The sequence below is a fragment of the Agrobacterium sp. GW821-FHT02D03 genome (assembly GCF_059421725.1).
Genome location: NZ_JBWKVN010000003.1, coordinates 91835 through 109516 on the forward strand (window position 1 = coordinate 91835; position 17682 = coordinate 109516).

Consider the following 17682-nt stretch of genomic DNA (forward strand, 5'->3'; position numbering starts at 1 on the left):
GGAAACTTGGCGAATCCTCCGAAATTTCCAACGATGACTTTCACGGACCAGGTCGGTGGCGTAGGTGGCAAACCGTGATGCTGTGTGTGGATCACAGCAAAAATCTAAAGATACCGGGGCGGATGAGAATTCCGTTTTTCCTTCAGGAGCTGTAGAAAACTTTATGAGCGATGAAATTTCCTGGGATGATCAACGCGTTTTTCTGGCTGTTCTGGAGGCTGGCAGCTTTGCAGCGGCCGCGCGTAAACTGGCGGTTTCTCATCCAACGGTTCGGTCCAGAATAGAGGTGCTGGAGAGCGCTCTTGGTGCGGTCTTGTTTGTTCGCTCTACGACGGGCCTAATCCCCACGGAACTGGCAGAAAGCCTTAGAAGACCGGTCACGGCGATGGCCCATGCGTCTCACTCCTTCCGTCGGGAGGCAGCTTCGAGCGGCGGGGTTTCCGGCGTCGTCCGGATGAGCGTACCGGAAATCATGGGTACTGAAGTGCTTCCGAAGATGCTCGCTGATCTAAGGATCGAACATCCAGATCTCCGGATCGAGCTGGTACTGAGCGACGTGTCTGCCGATTTGTTGACACGAGAAGTTGATCTCGCAATTCGCACCTATACTCCAACGCAAGGCGCTCTGGTTGCACGTAAGGCGGCGAATATTCCTCTTGGGCTCTACGCATCCACGTCTTATGTCCACAGACACGGCGTGCCAAAGAACCTTATGGAACTTGGAGATCACGACCTTATCGGTCCAGACCGAAACCGCGCAGATTGGGCTCTCGCGGTGTCTCTTGGTCTGACGTCAACCTCCAGCAACTTCGTCTTCAAGAGCGACAGCCATCCCGCGCAAGTCGCCGCACTTAGACAGGGGATCGGAATTGGAGTGCTGCAGACGCCTCTGGGAGAAACGGATTCCAACTTGATCAGAATATTGCCGGATGTCGATATTCACAAACTTGACGTCTGGATCGTCGCACACGAGAATCTTCTGAAGGTTGGCCGCATCCGAGCCGCCTTCGACCATTTCGTGAAGTCGTTTCAGCGTTACCAACTTCTTGGACGGCCAGCATCCAGACCATCCGCCAATCCATTCATTGCGGCAGATATGATAGGTCACGATGCCGCTGCGTCGCTCAGTGTTCCAGAGGAATTGTAAAACTGGGGTTAAGGCAACTGCCGCAGACTATTGATGTGTGTTGCGGGCGGCGTGCCGAAGACCCTCGTATATTCTCTGGAGAATTGCGATGGGCTGCCATAACCAACCTGAAATCCAGCAGTCGCTGCGTCGAGCCCGTCACTGAGCATAAGTCGGCGCGCTTCCTGGAGCCGCAACTGGGTTCTGAATTCCAGTGGGCTCATATTGGTGATCGCTTTAAAGTGGGTATAAAAGGTCGAGCGACTCATCCCGGCGACTTCAGCGGCGGTTTCCACCGGACATTGCTCCCGGTAGTGTTCGCGGATCCACAGGATCGCTCTCGCTATCTGCGTAAGATGCGTGCCCGCATGCGCGATCCGGCGCACGTCATGACCTGAAGCGCCTGTGATAAGCCGATAGAGAATTTCGCGTTTTGCCAGCGGTGCAAGGGCGTCAATGTCCTGAGGAGTGTCTAGTAACTTCAAAAGACGCGTTGCGGCATCAATGATGCCTGGATCAACCTCATTGAGCAGAAGTCCTGCCGGGTTGCGTCCTGACGGTCGCTCGTTCGAAGGATACCGAACCGTCAGGTCAGCCAGTTCAGCGGTATCGAGGTCAAGCTGCATTGAAAGATAAGGTTTTTCCGGAGAAGCCTCTATAACCGCTCCCATGACTGGAAGATCGACCGAAGCGATAAGATAATTGGCGCTGTCATAGACGAAGCTTCTTGTTCCAAGTGTTGCCCGCTTTCGTCCCTGTGCGACGAGGCAAAGTGCCGGTTCATAAATGACAGGCATTGGAAGCGTCGGCGTGGAACAGCGTATCAGCCTCAGACCCGGCAGCTTGGTTTCGAACGTGCCGTCGCATGGAGCATGTCGTTTAATGATTGCTTCGATATGTTGCCTGTCTGTCATTACCAAAATACTGCCGTTTGCCCTTTATTTGCTAAGATGTCATGACCGCAAGAACCTCACCGGCGGCACGCAGTCCACTGTCCCACGCACCATGAGCCGTGGAGAAGTCCTGAGGATGTGTCGCTTCGCCGGCGAAAAACAACCGGTCTTCCACTGGTTGCGCAAGTAAAATACGCGCTTGCGAGGCACCGGGAACTGCATGGCTGTAGGAGCCGTGTATCCAGTCCATCGCGCACCAGGTGGAGGCGATCAAAGGCTTCAAATGAGATCTGATGCGATTTCCGATGAGCGATGCAAGCTCGTCTGATGCGAATGCAAAAGCATCCATGAGACCTGCGGTCTCCAGACGCGCAGCGCCTTCGCCCCCATAAAAGCCTTCAATCAGCTGTCGACCCATTGGCCTGATATAATAGCTGCCAGTTGACGAGTCGCGAGGGTTGCCCAGCAGATGGGTCTCCGGTTCCAGACCATGGTGACCCTCAAGCCTGATGAACAATTTGTCTGCAAGCCCAAGCGGCAATTGGGTCGCCGCCTGCAAATGGTCATCCACTTCTCGATCAAATGAGATCATGCCTCGCGCGAGCACATTGGTGGATGCCGTGACAATCACCGCGCTTGCCAACAACGCGTTGCGATCTGTCTCGACACGCACACCGTCCCCAGTCAGCGCCACGCGTCGAACTGGCGTCGACAATTGCACGGCGGCATCCGTTGGGAGGCAGCTTGTAATCAGGCTCCCATATCCTTCCTTCACACGCCAGTTATCATCAGTGGCTGCATCGTCATAAGCGAGAAAATCGCGGATCGAGAGTTGCTCTAAAGGCGCGCCGTTGAGATAAGCGCTGAGCGACTGGCAATATTGGTTCCACTCGCCGTCAGGATCGAGTGCATCCGAAGCCCGGTCCGTCTCAGGGGGATCGCGTCTGATCCGCTCATTGAACGCTTCCCACACTGATCGCGCGGCAGATCGTTCAGCCTTGGAGAAGCCAAGTTCGTGCCATTGGCTCTGCCAGGCGGATATCGTGCGTTCGATGGAAAATCCTGCCTCGCGACCGAGCTGTGAAAACGGATTGCGTTTCGCGGAATGGAGCCAGCCACAACCGAGATCCAGCGGCATTCCGCACAGGCCGATCGTCCATGCGCGCCCACCAATGCGATTGCTGGCTTCGAGAATAACGACAGAACGTCCGGCGCTCGTCAGTTTTCGAGCCGCTGCGATACCGGCCGCTCCCGCACCGATAAGAGCAACGTCATAATCCAGCGCCATGATTATTTCTCACGCTTATCCTTCATGTTAAACACCTTTACATGCAGCATCTAGCTCTTTCAACGCGCTCGAAAGCATTGGAGTGTCATGGCGATGACTTTCTTTGAGACCATTATTGCATTGCTGGCGATTGCTATGTTGCTTCTTCAAGTCACACGGCGAATGCACTTGCCTTATCCCGGCATTCTCGCCGCTGCCGGTGTGGCTGTGGCTCTCCTGCCCGGAGCGCCTACGATCCCCATCGACCCGCCCACGGCACTGGCTCTCTTCATCGCGCCTGTCTTGATCGATTCAGCCTATGATTTTCCCGTGGGCGCGGCGCGCCGAATGCTGCTACCGCTGATCTTCTACGCGATCTTCGCTGTTCTCATTACCACCTGCGTCGTAACGTTGGTCGGCGTTGAAATGGCCGGTCTTCCATTGGCGGTGGCATTCACGCTGGGTGCCATCGTCGCTCCGCCGGATGCAGCGGCAGCAACGGCGGTTCTTTCCAGCCTTCCGGTGTCTAGACGCGTCGACACGCTCCTGAAAGGCGAAAGCCTTTTCAATGATGCGACGGCTCTCTTGCTCTTTGGCGCGGCGCTGACGATGCAAGCACAGGGAGGGATAAATGGCGCAGTCGCGGTTCAACTTGGTCTGGCGGTGCCGGGCGGAATTGTCTTCGGCATCGTCTTCGGGCTTCTGGTATCCCGGCTCAGGCCACTGACGGAGAACACTGTGGGCGGCACTCTGTTACAGTTTGTTTATGCCTTCTCGACCTGGCTCATTGCCGAGCATCTACATCTGTCTGCCGTTCTGGCAACGGTGGCGAGCGCCATGACGATTGCCGCGCTTGAGAAGGTCGATAACTCGCCGCGCATGCGCGTTCATTCCTTCGCAGTCTGGACGACAGTCGTCTTTCTTTTGAATGTGGTCGCTTTTCTTTTGATGGGCCTGCAGGCTCGCCGCATCGTCCAGGCAATGCCATCCGAGCAACTGGAACGCGCCGTGTATTTTGCCGCAGTCGTTGTTGCCGCCGTTATCGTAACGCGTCTTGCTATCGCCTTCCTGCTGCATGCTGCTTCTGCCTTCCCTAACCGGCAGGGGAAGCGTTCGGCACCGTTTACGGCAGGCGAAACCCTATTGGTCGGCTGGTCGGGCATGCGTGGACTGGTCACGCTGGCGACTGCATTTGCGCTACCGGCAGATTTTCCCGAGCGTGATTTGCTGGTGCTCACAGCCTTCGCTGTGGTCCTCTCAACACTTGTCATTCAGGGCGCAACCTTGGCACCGATGATTTCCCTTCTTAAGCTTGGCAGGGAGAAGGAGGCCCGAGAGGAACTCGAAACTGCCCGAAGGTCGCTGGCGGAAGCGGCATTCCGTCGCTTGGAGAATGAAAAGGGGCCAGAGGCAGAAGCCATTCGCGCTATTTATCTCGAGCACCGGAAAGCAACGCCAGATTTGCTAGAGGGTTCGCCGTTGTCGAGACGGCGAAAAATGATCAAAGCTGCGATCATCGCGCAACGAGAGCACCTTGCCGAGTTGCACAAGACGGACCAGATCGGCCCAACGCAATATCTTGAATTGCAAGAAGACCTTGACTGGAAACAGCTTTCTGTAGGCTCTGACGAAAGCAAACGCATCATGGAAGGATGATACGTTTGCTGCGTTATGTCGTCCTGAGAGGCCCGTACGTGTTCTTGTAGCTCAAAGGTCCGAGTAGCGGCATGAGAAGATTTCGGAAAGGTGCTGGCAACCGAGATACTTTGGCGGCACGGTCTGTCATGGCTTGCACGTGCCGCACTCGATCGCGTCTTTGACGCGTAAACTGTTCTCCCAGGCTTTGCGGATCGGCATTGCCTGATATGAGATCCGCAAGCACGATACTATCTTCCAGTGCCAAGGCCGCACCCTGCGCCCAAACGGGAGCAGTCGCATGCGCAGCATCGCCGATGAGGATCGCCCGGTTGCAACTCCAATCCGAAAGGCGGATTTCGTGCAAAGGTGATGTGAACAGTCGATCCGGCGTCGACAGTGCTTCTTCGACGGCCCGCCGCGGTTCGCTAGCGAAGCCGGCCATATGCTGCAGCAAAATCCTGGGATCTTGGGCAGAACTCTTATCATGTGTGACAGTCGCCCAGCCATAAACTTCATCAGGCCCGAGCGGAATGAGCAACACGATCGCGTGCTGTCCCATCCACACGGTCCAGCAATCTACGCCAGGGTTAGGGCCGATGAACCGCCAGCTCCTTTGTGCCAGTTGCGAGAATGAGGCTGAACCCCCTTGAAAACATAACTTGCGAACAATGGAGTGAACGCCATCTGCTCCTACAAGGTAACTGGCTTCGAGCCTTTGACCGTCCGATGTTGTGACTGTCGCGGAGTTGCCGGAGGCAGTCGCTGATGTAACGGCGCTTTGATAACGGGTCAGATATGCCGGAACGTCTTTCATCAACAGCGCGGCTAGGTCTGACCGTCGCATGCAGCGTGGGGCATTATCAGATCCCCAGAAGTCGACTTCGTCTACTTTGAAGAGCAGGCGTCCGCCGGAAGATCGATACTCGCGACGCGTAATGGGATTTCCAACCTGCTTCAGGTCATTCCCGAGACCAAGCCTGTTGAGCGCAGCGATAGCGTTGCCGGGAAGATTAATGGCTAGTCCGGAGTCGACCAGATCCATACGGCGTTCAAGCGCTACGACTTTGATATCGCGCCGATACAGTTCACGGGTCAGGGCGAGCCCGGCAATGCCAGCACCGACGACGATTACGTCAAACGGATCCGGCGCGTCATTTTCATTTTTCATCATGGTATCGATCTTTTTATCGTCAGTCCGGTTCGAACACTGGTTGAAGGTTGGTAATGAGGTTCGATCAAGATGTCGAAATCACGATTTCAATCAGGTTCGGTCGACCCGATGACACGCCCTCTTGGATTGCTGAGTGAATTTCATCTGCTCGATACACCCGGCGGGCAGTGATGCCGAAAGCCGTCGCAAGCGCTTGAAAGTCTATGTATGGCGTATCAAGCTCCATGCCTGCGATCGTGGAATTTCCTCCTGTCTCATAGCCTTGAGCGACAGAGTATCGTTTGAGAATATTGTATTCCGCGTTGTTCATAATGACGAATGTGACGGGCACGCCCAGTCTGGCTGCAGTCCACAGAGCCTGTGGCGCATAGAGAGCCGAACCGTCTCCCAGGAGGGCAACGACAGGCGAGCCGGGCGATCCCAGAGCCGCTCCCACGGCGGCTGGAAGACCCCATCCGAGAATGGCACTTCGCATGAACAAGTATCGGCGCACATTGATTTTTTCGAGAAACGACCTCACGTGCAGCATGGTCGCTGGCGCTTCATCGACGACGATCACGTCCGTGTTCAGCGCGTTTAACACCTCGCCAGCGGCCACGAAGGGACTGATCGGCGTTCGTTGCTTTTGCTCTTCAAGCTGTGCCTCCAGACAAGACAATCGCACTTCTCTCTCGGCCGAAGCAAGCGATCGGTGGGCTGCACGGGCTTGCTCATGATGGCCGTTTGCATCGACAAGCAGAAGACCGAGAGCGTGCAGCGATGTTTTCAGGTTACCGACACATGCAAGTTCCGTCGGGTACGTGCGACCCGCCTCGTTTCCATCATGGGTGATCTGATAGAGACGGCAGCGCTGCGGCAGAGCCGGACCATCGCTGTAGAGATAGGATATGAACGGATTGTCGCCGATAACAAAAACGGCGTCTAGGTCGGAGAGCACGGAGCGCATTTCCGAAGCCGTCGTTGGAAGGTTGCCCTTCCATAGGGGGTGTGAGGCAGGAAATGACATTCCACCTGGCCATGACGGGCCATGGACTCGCGCGCCAAGAAGATCGACGACGTTGACAAGTTCCGCGATCGCGTCACCGGCATTCACTTCGTCTGTCGCAATAATCCCCAGGCGTTCCGGCTGTATCTCCATCAAAGCAAGAGCCAGATCTTTCAAGCCACCGGCAGCCGCGGTTCGGTTTACGGTGGAAGGCTTTTCTACAAGATCAGTCGTATCTCCCGTCAGCACGTCAATAGGTAGAGACAGAAATACGGGGCCAAGAGGCGGCGTCATTGTCGCTTCCAGCCCTCGCCGGAGAAGAGGCGCAATTTGATGCGGATGGAGCACTTCCCGTGCCCATTTCACGACGGGAGCCGCCATCCCGACCGCGTTGCCATAGAGAAGGGGATCGCTGAAGCTGTGTCTGGTATCCTGCTGGCCAACCGTGACGACCATAGGCGTCTTGGCGATTTGAGAATGAAGAAGAGCGCCCATGGCATGCCCGAGGCCACCCGCCGTATGAAGATTGACGAATGCTGCGCTACCACTCGATTTGGCGTATCCGTCCGCCATGGCAACGACCGCCGTTTCTTGAAGCCCAAGAACATATGTCATTTCGGGAAACTGCCGAAGGGCATGCATGATGGGCATTTCTGTCGTTCCAGGATTGCCAAATATATATTTGACGCCTGAGTCTGAAAGCACCTGTAAAAGGCGCTCTGCACCTGTAGTCATATTCACTCCTGGACAGTCTTACTTCAGCAGCATGGCGTCGGCCTGTGGGCTGGCGTCCATGCTCTGACCTGTTGTCACCAAATTTTCTTGGCGATAGATTTTCGGGTATTGGGCGCATCCAATGAAAGAGCATCGTGCGCCCTGGAGGGGTTTTGATCAGTTATCCCATATGGCAGGCCATGCTTTCACAGGCGCTGCTATGCAAGGACGTCTTCCACTCTGATCGGTAATGTGCGGAGCCGACGTCCCGTTGCGTGCCAGACCGCGTTGGCAATTGCAGCAGCCACGCCTGTCATGACGACCTCGCCGAGACCTTTGATACCAGTGCTGTTGATAAGGGGATCTGGGCGGTCAATGAACTCGACTTCCGTGCGACCGATGTCAGCGTTTACGGGAACGATGTATTCGGCGATATCGGTGTTAAGGAAACCGCCATAACGCGGATCAACTTCAGTTGCTTCCCGTAACGCGGCTCCGATGCCCCAGACAACGCCCCCTTTGACCTGGCTCTCGGCAGTGCGCGGGCTTATCACGCGACCGCAATCGGCCACGCTTACGACACGCGCAACGCGGATCCGCCGCGTTGTCGGCTCGACGCGAACTTCAACGAAATGGGCGATGTAACTATAGCTTATGAACTCACCATAGATCGGCCCCCATGGTGCAGGACGGCCGGAGTGAAGCGCTTCGGCGAGTTGTGCGGGCTGCCCCGGTGCGCGCCTTTCGATGCGGACTTCATAGCTGTCCAAGCCCTGTTTTGCGATGGCCGATTGCGGATTGGGTCCGAGTTCCACAAGAAGCTTTTCGGCTGCTTGTTCAGCCGCTGGAACTGCCGTCGCCGTTCCCCACGAACCTGCGGTCAGATGCTGGGGCGCGCCACGCGTGTCGCCAATGACGGCATCCACCTTGGCAGTATCGATGCCAAGTTTCCGGGCAACTGCATTTGCCAAGGCGGTTCGAATGCCCTGACCCATCTCGTGCACACCGACCGAGACTGTGACGTCGCCATCCCGCGACATTTTCAGTGTTGCCACCGCAGCCGCGGTGGCGGCCTTATAACACCCGCACCCCACACCCATGCCGATCAGATCACCGTTTTCCGCTTTCATGGAGCCTGGCTTCGGGTTGCGCGATGACCATCCGAACCGTTGTGCTCCACGCGTAAGGCATTCGTTGAGGAAACGTGAGGAGAGAGGCAGGCCGGAAACCGGATCTTTGTCCGTATCCAGCGATAGCCTGTATTCCACCGGATCACGTTCGAACCGCGCCGCCATCTCATCGACGGCTGTGTCGAGAGCAAAGGATGCGAAGTGCTCATATGGTGCCCGCATATATCCCGGCGTTTGCACATCCGTCTGCACGATCCTCTGGAAGCCCTTGAAATTCGGTATCCTGTAGAGCCGTGCCGCTGCGCTCGTATAGTCCAACGGAAAAAGGTCATGCCGTGAGCTTTGGGCATCGACATCGTAGAGAGCCGATGTAATGCGGCCATCCTTATCCGCACCGAGCCGAACTCTGTGACGTGATTCAGGACGGAAGCTCGCATTGGTAAAAAGCTGGGCACGGGGAACCACCATTTTCACCGATGCGCCAAGCTGCCGTGCGGCCCATGCCACAAGGGTCGTCTGCATCTGCATGGAGTTCTTCTGTCCAAATCCTCCGCCGGCATGTGGAGAAATGACCGTTACGTTCTCCGGAGGAATCCCGAGGCTTTGCGCCACGCCGAATTTTATCGCGCCAGCATTTTGCGTGCCTTCATGAATGATGAGCTTGTCATCTTCCCAGGTCGCAACAGTTGCAACCAGCTCTATGGGATTTTGATGTTGAGGGGGGCTGTAGAAGCTCGCATCGACAACTTCAACAGCGCTTGCCAGGGCGGTCACGGCATCTCCGGCAACAGTATCGGCAAAGAGTTGTTGCGGCAGCGGAGACTCTGCCTGCGCAATGGTGTTTGTTCCACTGCTCGAGATTGACGCAGCGAACGGCTCCTTCTCGTACACGACGCGGATCAGAGTGCGTGCATGCAGAGCAACCTCCAGCGTTTCGGCTACCACCATGGCGATCGGCTGGCCACGATGCGCGATCACTTCGCTCGCCAAGGGATTGAGGCTCTGGAAGGCATAGCCACCACCCAGGAGAAAGCCAGCGGGCTTCAGGCCCTGAACATCCTCGTGCGTGACCACCATCTTCACGCGTGCCAGAGCGCGGGCCGCTGAAACGTCGATCTCGGAGATCTTACCCTTGGCAACGGTTGCAACTGCGAAGACGGCATGCAGCTGCCCCTCGCTTCGCATGTCGGCAGCGTAGATCGGAGCGCCCATGACTTTGGCATGTGCATCGACGCGAACGATATTGGGAAACTGCGTGTCTGCCATGTTTCAGATCCTTGTCTTTGCAATCATGAGGGCATCGGCAACGACCCGCGCCCCAAGCTCGGTCTTGAAGGCGTTGTGGCGGGTGGTTGAGGCGCCGACGAATGCTGCACGACCGGCTGCCTGTGCTGTATCGTCATTCAGGGGACGACCGATGAGTGCTTGTTCCGCGGCTGCCGATCGCCATGGTCGGGTAGCCACGCCTCCCAGCGCTATGCGCACATCCCGAACAATCTCTCCCTCCATTTCGATGCCTACCGCTGCCGAAACGAGGGCGAAGGCATAGGACTCGCGATCACGGATTTTGACGTAAGTGGACGAGCGGGCGGCTTTCGTCAGCGGTATATGTATGGCCTTGATGAATTCGTCCGGGCGCAGATGGGTCTCCAGATGGGGAGTTTCGCCGGGCTCCCGGTGAAGATCGACAAGATCCAGCTCCCTTGCGCCAGATGGACCTGTAATTTCGACCCTCGCGTCGAAAGCGGCCAGTGCCGTTGCGAAGTCACCGGGATAAACGGCTATACAGGCATTCGATCCACCGAAAAGCGCGTGGTTTCTATTCAGACCCTCAAGCGCTGCGCAACCAGATGCTGGCTGGCGCTTGTTGCACGCATAAGGTTCACCATGGCGAAAGTAGCTACAGCGGGTTCTTTGGAGCAGATTGCCGCCGAGGGTTGCCATATTCCGCAGCTGCTGCGAGGCTGCCAGCATGAGTGCTTCTCGCAGGGCAGGGGACCGCAGACGAAGCGTCTCGTTTTCGGCGGCCTGGCTCATACGGAGCAGTGAATCCAGTATCAGCGTGTCGTTTTCGACGCGGATCGGCTGGGGGGCAAGTCCGCTGATATCGACAACCTTCACAGGATTTTCGACATCCAATTTCATCAAGTCGTAGAGGGTGGTGCCGCCTGCGAGGATGCGTGTTCCCTCATCGCGAAGCGCCTTATTGACATCATCAGCACCGCTGGCCCGAAAATAGGAGAAAGGATGCATGTTCAGCTCTCCATCTTCGTGCGAGCATCTTCGATTGCGCTCACGATGTTTTCATACGCACCGCATCGACAGAGATTGCCGCTCATGAATTCCTTGATTTCCGCGCGAGATGCGGCGTGGCCCTCCCGCACACATGCTATGGCAGCCATGATCTGACCCGGTGTACAATAGCCGCACTGCATGGCGTCATGATCGATGAAAGCCTGCTGCATCGCATGCAATTGGCCCTCGCGTGCGATGCTTTCGATTGTCTCAACCAAGCGTTTCTCGCATTGCACGACGGGTGTGAGGCAAGATGCGACGCGTGCGCCATCGACGTGAACCGTACAGGCCCCGCACTGGCCGTGGTCGCAGCCTTTCTTTGTGCCAAAGAGACCTCTTGTTTCGCGCAGAAAATCCAGCAACGAGGTCCGGGGATCGAGTGTTTCGGCCACCTCCTGACCGTTGACCCTCATTGAAACCGGCACCCGATCAAGATAATCGATTGTTCCAGTGGTCGGTTGTTGCGCCGCCGCTGTAGAAATCGATCCCCATGTGAATTCGGAAACGCCGAAGCCAACCGCCCCGATCACAACTTCCCTGCGGGTGAAACCAAACTCCTGATTTCCGTCTGCTTCTATATTCTGTGGCAAGATTGGCTTCTCCTGATGTGTCTTGACGAACTCAGCGAATAAATTGCTTGCGATCGTCGTATCTTCAGATCCGACCCGGAACTTCGAGTGGGCATCTGGTGACGATCTCCTCAGGTGACGTCAGGTCATGTGTTCCTCACACCACGACAGAATCTCGTTTGGCTGTCTTTGGAAGTAGGCGTATCCGTCCGAAGAGCCGTTCTTGCCATCAATGCGGACCAGCTTTTTTTGGGGGCAGGGTATGGCGTCGTAAGCAGTGTGGATGTCGTCCGGGTTTCTGCTGCAATCGCGCGTTGCCTGATAGAGTAATGTGGGAATAGCCACGCTTTTCGCCCACGGGATTGGGCTGAATTGCGCAATTTTAAAACCGGTATTCAGAAAGACCCGGTTATCAAGATCATCGAGACAGCAATGCGGAATGCCTAGCCTCTCGAACGCCCGGTTCAGCACCGCCTCGACGAAAAATGGCTGAGCGCAAACCATAAAACGAACGTCCACAAACACATCGGGTCTGCGCGTCATAGCAAAGAGTGTTGCGTTTGCACCGACACAGCGACTGAACAGTCCGATCGACATGTGACGCAAATCGTGGTGGCTGCGGACATAACGTAGCGCTCCGATCACGTCTCGCGATTCATGGCGGCCACCAGAAAAGACGCTGCCATTGACTGCACCGACTGGCCCGAAATTTCGCAAATCGTAGGCAAGGATATTGTATCCGGCGTCGGTCAGAATTTTATAGTCCGCAATGAAATCGCTCTCAGGGCCTTTAGCCGTCCGGCTGCCGAACAAGGGTATCAAATGAGGCGGTAAGTCAGCGCGGTCCAGCCAACGTGGATGGTTGGCGATAATGATCTTTCTGGTTCCTGAGGCGGGAATGAACCAACCTTGAAGCGGAAGTCCGTCCTCGGACGGAAACCAAATATGCTCGAATTCAAGTCCACACGCATCCGGATACCGAAGAGTCGGCGCCCGTGGCCATTCAATGAAACTGTCCGCTATTCCCTGAAGAGCATTTTGCGAAGCGTCTTCATCGGGCTTTAGCTGGTGTTGTGCACGGGCCATCATTGAGCTCCAAAGAATATGACTGCGAACTTCCCATCATTATCTGCGACCGTCTGGTCTTCCAGTCTGTTTCTGCCATTTGCCGATCCTGCGAAATCAATTAGCAATATGACGAAAGTCCCCAACTGCTGTGGGTTTAAGGTTGTTGGATTGCGCAAACTTACAATCCGGTCAGTGTTTGCCGCGCACCGGAGAGGCGCTTCTCACGGTCTATCCTGCGGTCGATCTGTAGACGGTCGGCGTCGCTCCAAAATGATTGGTGAAGACCGTTGAGAAATTGCTGGCACGCGTGAACCCGCATCGATAACCGATTTCGGCGACAGGAAGCTGCGACGTCCGCAGCAGCCGTCGCGCCGTCTCCAGTCGCAATTTTTGGAGGTATTTGAACGGTGTCGAACCTGTCACCGCGCGGAACTCACGCAGGAAGTGATGTTTACTCAGACCCGCCTCGGCCGCGATGTCGTGAAGCGTTAGTGGCAAGTCCAATGAGACGGACATGTATTCCACTGCCCGTCTTAGACGACGGTCCGTAAGCTGGTGGCTCGTACGGCCATCATTGTCAGGGTTCCACCACGCGGCATGCTGCGAAAGCAGATGGGCACTCAGAAAACTGACGGTTTGTTCGGCATAAAGGCTTGGCGCACCAGCGGTAAGGGCGCGCGTGAGTGCCAAGGTCGTATGAAAAATCGTTTCGTCGGAGAACACCAATGCATTCAGATGTCTATCGATGTCGCGAGCACCGATGCGGCGATAATCTTCTGCAACCTCGTCAAGGACCACTTGAGCGAGATAGAGGTGAGCCGTTTCCGCGAAAGGGTCACTTTTTTGAACCTCAAATTGTAGCCGATTGGTCTGGTGTCTGGCCGTGAGACCGCCGCATCCGACCTCGTAAAATGCATGCTGCCATCGTCCATTCGTCAGAACCTTCACGGACGAGCAACCTTTAAGCTTGACCACCAGTGAGATGTCGCCGGTGCTGTGTGTCTCGAAGATGCTCGACTGCCCATACCCTCGCTGGACATCGAGCAACAGGTCGGACCAATCCAGTGTTCTGCTGGACTGCATCAGGCTACATGGCTGGGACTCGGATGAGAGCAAACTCTCTGGATCGAAGCGAGGCTGCCGGGTTTCCATCAGATTCAACTCTTTCGCAGATGTGCCAAATTCCAGGTGTTTGCTTTGCAAAGCACTTGCTGGTTTTTCGGGTTTTCGCTCACCTGCTCAAAGCACGCCTTTTGCTGCCCGTTCTGTGACAGCGCGTCTTCTGGCAAGCGGCGCCACCATGGCGCTTCTGGCGGCCTCTACCAAAGCTTCGGGTGCCTCGGCAGGCGATCCTGTCTTGAATGGCGGCTTTGGATCATACTCGAGCGCGAGCTGAATCCCCTGTGCAATATCGCTGCCGTAAAGATCCGCGACGACGGTCAAGGCGAAATCTATGCCTGACGTAACCCCGGCGCCAGTGACGCGGTTTCTGTCCCATACGACGCGCTCGTGTACAGGCTCCGCACCCAGCAGCGATAGCTGATCAATCGAAGACCAGTGCGATGTTGCACGATAGCCTTTCAACAGCCCGGCAGCGCCAAGGATCAGTGAGCCTGTGCAGACGGACGTTACGAGTTTTGCGGTGCTCGCAACGCGCTTCAGGAAAGCCAATGTTTCCTGGTCTTCCATCAGATCGACCTGGCCCGGTCCACCGGGCACGCATATGATGTCGATGGGTGGGCATTCGGCAAATGTCGTGGTGGGCACAATCGCCAAATTTGAGTCCGACAAAACGGGTTCACGATTTTTCCAAATGAGATGAACGGTCATATCTGGAGCTCGCGCAAAGACCTCGTAAGGTCCGGTAAGGTCGAGCTGGGTCAATTGCGGGAAAAGAAGAAATCCAACCGAGAGTGCGTTTTTTGTGGTCATGTAAAGAACCTTCCAATAATTCGCGCTTCGTGCATGCGTACGACGCTGGTTCTTAGAGATATCGGGACACACGATTGCCTCGCGCGTCCCGATGCAATTGTTACTTCGCAGCTTTTTTGATCAGGTCTGCAACCGCTTTCGGATGAGAAACCATCACAACGTGGGATGCGTCGGGGATGACAACCGTCTGTTTGGAACCGGCGCGATCAGCCATGAACTTCATGCTCGCTGGTGGAATGTTCTTGTCGCCACTTCCATAGATGAACCATGAGGGAATTGTTTTCCAGGCAGGCTCGCCTGATGGCTCGTCGAGAGCGGCGTTCGTTACAGGTCGCTGCGTTGCGGCCATCAGCGCCGCTTCGTTGCGGGAAACGTCGTGTGCGAACTGCTGATGAAACTTCTTCTGATCGATATAAAGATCCGATCCTCCCCCGGCCAATCCAACAGGCTCGGCCAGAGCCGATGCCAGGGAACTCCCGGGGTACTTGCCGGAAAGTGTTGCGGCTGACTCGCCGGTGTCGGGTGCAAAGGCCGAAACAAATACGAGAGATTTTACATTTGTATGACCTGCGGCCGCTACGGAAATGACCGAGCCGCCGTAGGAATGGCCGACCAGCACCACAGGCGTTTTGATGCTGTCGATAATCGAGAAAAGGTATCCGGCGTCAGATTTCACACCGCGCAAGGGGTTTGCGACGGCCACTGTGCGAAAACCGTCTTTCGTCAAAGACTTGATGACACCATTCCAACTGCCGCCATCGGCGAAAGCGCCGTGAACGAGAACAATGGTCGGTTTGTCGGTGTCTGCTGCCTGAACGGGTGAAGAAAATACAAGGGCAGCGGCGATCCAAGCCAAAGCAATCTTATACATAGTCTCTCCTACGTTTTTGGAATCATAGAGTCATGAAAAAGTGAACGTGAAGGCGGACAGTATTCGCGTACGGCGATACCCGTCTTATCGAGGCATATTCATCATACAACAACTGCCGGTATGGTTTCAGCTGGTGTAAGCAATCCTACAGGCGCCGCGACATGCGGAGTTCAGTGACGCCTTTTTAAACCCCGTCAGGATGAGGCTGCATTTCTCTGAAAAGAACTGAGAGAGCGCGACGTGCGAGCGGCAACTTGAATGCGTTGTGTTTCGTCGGCATGGCCCCGTTAAACGCGATATCGGCGACATGATCGGCTGGGTTCGGGCTTGCTGAGATATCGTTTTCTGCCATTTCAACGCGCCACGGTTTGGGGGCCACGCCTCCGAAAGCGACACGGCTCGCCGTGAGCTTCGATCCTTCGAAATGCGCAACCAATGCGATCGACACATTCGCGAATGCGTATGACGCCCGATCTCGAAGCTTGAGATAACGCTGAGTTCCTCCAACAGGCTTCGGAAGCTTCACGGCGGTGATCAGTTCACCTGGCCGCAATCCGGTCTCAATGTGAGGTGTCTGCCCCGGAAGAACATGCAGCTCCGCAATGGGTATTTCCCTTGCGTTACCGTCGGGGTTCAAAGTCTCGACAACCGCATCCAGTGCTCTGAGAGCGACCGCCATATCGGAAGGATGTGTCGCAATACAGGAATCGCTCCCACCAATGACGGCAAGATTACGCGAAAGTCCTTCCAGCGCGGCGCATCCGGACCCTGGCTGCCGCTTGTTGCAAGGAAGATCGGCGGAATAGAAATACATGCATCGTGTGCGTTGGAGCAGATTTCCGCCAACAGTTGCCTTGTTTCGCAATTGGCCCGATGCGCCCGATACCAGAGCGCGCGCTAGAACGGGATAGCCAGTGCGGACGCGCTCGTCGGTGGCGACATCGGTATTGCGAACAAGAGCGCCAATCCGCAATCCGCCTTCTTCCGTATCCTCTATACGTTCAAGACCGACGCGGTTTACATCGATCAGGTGTGGAGGCGCTTCTATATTGAGCTTCATCAAATCGATGAGATTTGTGCCTCCCGCAATATATCTTGCTCCGGGTGTTCGCGCGAACGCCTCGACTGCTTGAGCAGGATTCGACACCCGCTCATAGGTGAAATATTTCATGGTTCCGTCTCCAAAACTTCCCGGATCGCTGCGACGATGTTGGGGTAGGCGGCGCATCGACAGATGTTGCCGCTCATACGCTCACGGATTTCCTCGTCAGAGCCGTCAGGATGGTTGATGTCCTGCGTGACATGGCTCGGGACGCCTCGCTGCAGTTCTTTGAGTGCCCCGACCGCCGAACAGATTTGACCGGGTGTGCAATAGCCGCATTGAAGACCATCGTGCTTCACGAATGCCGCCTGCATCGGATGCAGGTCATTCAAGGAGCCCAGTCCCTCGATCGTCGTAATGTCATCGCCCTCATGCATCACGACGAAGGATAGACAACTGTTTATGCGTCGGCCTCCGACAAGTACGGTGCAGGCTCCGCACTGCCCCTGATCGCAACCCTTCTTTGTGCCGGTCAAACCAACAATATCTCGCAGCGCGTCCAGCAACGTCATTCGAGGATCGACGTGCAGTAGAACGTCGACACCATTCACGGTAAGGCTTACATCCATCTTATCCGATGCAGACTTTGAACCCTGGTTCATGCGGAACCTCACTCATCAGGCCGAATGATGGACGATGCTTCGGGTCCGACAACTGTCGCCCATTCCCGTATGCGCCAGCTGCGTACAAGTCCATTGTTGATGTAGGGGTCTTTCTTGGCGAATTTCTCAACGACGTCGATGCTGTCTGCCTTGAAAAGGATGACGCCGGTATCGAGCGGATCCGTGAGAGCACCCGCAAGAATGAGTTCGCCCCTGTCGACAGCGGCCCAGGCCTTTTCAAGATGAGCGTTCCGAAACTCGGGTCTGCGTGCTTCATAGCTCTCACCGAATTCCATAAAGAGAATATAATGCTTCATTG

At 55.8% G+C, this 17682-nt stretch carries 16 protein-coding genes; 2 read left to right on the forward strand and 14 right to left on the reverse strand.

Going from position 1 to position 17682, the window contains the following annotated elements; all coding sequences use genetic code 11:
• Window positions 1–64: 64 nt before the first annotated feature.
• The gene (locus tag AC07U5_RS22085; protein WP_312930929.1) at window positions 65–1147 is read left to right on the forward strand and encodes a LysR family transcriptional regulator; all 1083 of its coding nucleotides are present in this window, start codon (window positions 65–67) and stop codon (window positions 1145–1147) included.
• Window positions 1148–1155: 8 nt separating this feature from the next.
• Here AC07U5_RS22085 and AC07U5_RS22090 read toward each other — a convergent pair whose 3' ends face one another.
• Together AC07U5_RS22090 and AC07U5_RS22095 are read right to left on the reverse strand one after the other, a co-directional pair.
• The gene (locus AC07U5_RS22090; protein WP_113260202.1) at window positions 1156–2040 is read right to left on the reverse strand and encodes an AraC family transcriptional regulator; all 885 of its coding nucleotides are present in this window, start codon (window positions 2038–2040) and stop codon (window positions 1156–1158) included.
• Between the two features lie 31 nt (window positions 2041–2071).
• A complete protein-coding gene (locus AC07U5_RS22095) occupies window positions 2072–3301 on the reverse strand; it encodes a flavin monoamine oxidase family protein (RefSeq protein ID WP_113260259.1) in 1230 nt (409 codons plus the stop codon).
• A 99-nt stretch (window positions 3302–3400) separates the two neighbouring features.
• Here AC07U5_RS22095 and AC07U5_RS22100 point away from each other — a divergent pair, with 99 nt between their 5' ends.
• Complete coding sequence (locus tag AC07U5_RS22100) at window positions 3401–4942, forward strand: cation:proton antiporter (RefSeq protein ID WP_113170333.1); 1542 nt, start codon at window positions 3401–3403, stop codon at window positions 4940–4942.
• Between the two features lie 13 nt (window positions 4943–4955).
• On the opposite strand, the gene AC07U5_RS22105 is transcribed toward AC07U5_RS22100, so the two are convergent.
• From AC07U5_RS22105 to AC07U5_RS22160, 12 genes are all read right to left on the reverse strand, one after another.
• On the reverse strand, window positions 4956–6095 hold the full coding sequence (locus AC07U5_RS22105; RefSeq protein WP_062590708.1) for an FAD-dependent monooxygenase: 1140 nt from the start codon (window positions 6093–6095) through the stop codon (window positions 4956–4958).
• A 64-nt stretch (window positions 6096–6159) separates the two neighbouring features.
• On the reverse strand, window positions 6160–7815 hold the full coding sequence (locus tag AC07U5_RS22110; protein ID WP_494724326.1) for a thiamine pyrophosphate-binding protein: 1656 nt from the start codon (window positions 7813–7815) through the stop codon (window positions 6160–6162).
• Window positions 7816–8012: 197 nt separating this feature from the next.
• Window positions 8013–10190: a xanthine dehydrogenase family protein molybdopterin-binding subunit gene (locus tag AC07U5_RS22115; protein WP_113260200.1), complete on the reverse strand. Its 2178-nt coding sequence runs from the start codon at window positions 10188–10190 to the stop codon at window positions 8013–8015.
• Window positions 10191–10193: 3 nt separating this feature from the next.
• Window positions 10194–11177 (reverse strand): FAD binding domain-containing protein, encoded by a 984-nt coding sequence (locus AC07U5_RS22120; RefSeq protein WP_113260199.1) that lies wholly within the window; start codon window positions 11175–11177, stop codon window positions 10194–10196.
• 2 nt (window positions 11178–11179) lie between these two features.
• Window positions 11180–11809 carry a (2Fe-2S)-binding protein gene (locus AC07U5_RS22125; protein WP_244475564.1) on the reverse strand — a complete coding sequence of 210 codons (630 nt, stop codon included), beginning with the start codon at window positions 11807–11809 and terminating at the stop codon, window positions 11180–11182.
• 120 nt (window positions 11810–11929) lie between these two features.
• Window positions 11930–12874, reverse strand: a complete 945-nt coding sequence (locus tag AC07U5_RS22130; RefSeq protein ID WP_113260258.1) for an alpha/beta hydrolase family protein — start codon at window positions 12872–12874, stop codon at window positions 11930–11932.
• A 210-nt stretch (window positions 12875–13084) separates the two neighbouring features.
• Window positions 13085–14059 (reverse strand): helix-turn-helix domain-containing protein, encoded by a 975-nt coding sequence (locus AC07U5_RS22135; protein ID WP_062590703.1) that lies wholly within the window; start codon window positions 14057–14059, stop codon window positions 13085–13087.
• 36 nt (window positions 14060–14095) lie between these two features.
• Window positions 14096–14788, reverse strand: coding sequence for a DJ-1/PfpI family protein (locus AC07U5_RS22140; protein WP_113260198.1), 693 nt, complete (start codon window positions 14786–14788; stop codon window positions 14096–14098).
• A gap of 100 nt (window positions 14789–14888) precedes the next feature.
• Window positions 14889–15659, reverse strand: a complete 771-nt coding sequence (locus AC07U5_RS22145; protein WP_113260197.1) for an alpha/beta fold hydrolase — start codon at window positions 15657–15659, stop codon at window positions 14889–14891.
• Between the two features lie 184 nt (window positions 15660–15843).
• Entirely contained in the window at window positions 15844–16830 is a 987-nt protein-coding gene (locus tag AC07U5_RS22150) for an FAD binding domain-containing protein (protein WP_062590698.1), read from the reverse strand.
• Complete coding sequence (locus AC07U5_RS22155) at window positions 16827–17363, reverse strand: 2Fe-2S iron-sulfur cluster-binding protein (RefSeq protein WP_082469833.1); 537 nt, start codon at window positions 17361–17363, stop codon at window positions 16827–16829. The genes AC07U5_RS22150 and AC07U5_RS22155 overlap by 4 nt, the downstream gene beginning before the upstream one ends.
• Window positions 17364–17371: 8 nt before the next feature.
• Entirely contained in the window at window positions 17372–17680 is a 309-nt protein-coding gene (locus AC07U5_RS22160) for a YciI-like protein (RefSeq protein ID WP_062590696.1), read from the reverse strand.
• Window positions 17681–17682: the final 2 nt, after the last annotated feature.

Coding starts and splice junctions, on each gene's coding strand:
- AC07U5_RS22145 (WP_113260197.1), bottom strand. CDS start 15,659: ATGTATAAGATTGCTTTGGCTTGGATCGCCGCTGCCCTTGTATTTTCT.
- AC07U5_RS22150 (WP_062590698.1), bottom strand. CDS start 16,830: ATGAAATATTTCACCTATGAGCGGGTGTCGAATCCTGCTCAAGCAGTC.
- AC07U5_RS22160 (WP_062590696.1), bottom strand. CDS start 17,680: ATGAAGCATTATATTCTCTTTATGGAATTCGGTGAGAGCTATGAAGCA.
- AC07U5_RS22090 (WP_113260202.1), bottom strand. CDS start 2,040: ATGACAGACAGGCAACATATCGAAGCAATCATTAAACGACATGCTCCA.
- AC07U5_RS22140 (WP_113260198.1), bottom strand. CDS start 14,788: ATGACCACAAAAAACGCACTCTCGGTTGGATTTCTTCTTTTCCCGCAA.
- AC07U5_RS22130 (WP_113260258.1), bottom strand. CDS start 12,874: ATGGCCCGTGCACAACACCAGCTAAAGCCCGATGAAGACGCTTCGCAA.
- AC07U5_RS22105 (WP_062590708.1), bottom strand. CDS start 6,095: ATGATGAAAAATGAAAATGACGCGCCGGATCCGTTTGACGTAATCGTC.
- AC07U5_RS22155 (WP_082469833.1), bottom strand. CDS start 17,363: ATGAACCAGGGTTCAAAGTCTGCATCGGATAAGATGGATGTAAGCCTT.
- AC07U5_RS22110 (WP_494724326.1), bottom strand. CDS start 7,815: ATGACTACAGGTGCAGAGCGCCTTTTACAGGTGCTTTCAGACTCAGGC.
- AC07U5_RS22100 (WP_113170333.1), top strand. CDS start 3,401: ATGACTTTCTTTGAGACCATTATTGCATTGCTGGCGATTGCTATGTTG.
- AC07U5_RS22115 (WP_113260200.1), bottom strand. CDS start 10,190: ATGGCAGACACGCAGTTTCCCAATATCGTTCGCGTCGATGCACATGCC.
- AC07U5_RS22120 (WP_113260199.1), bottom strand. CDS start 11,177: ATGCATCCTTTCTCCTATTTTCGGGCCAGCGGTGCTGATGATGTCAAT.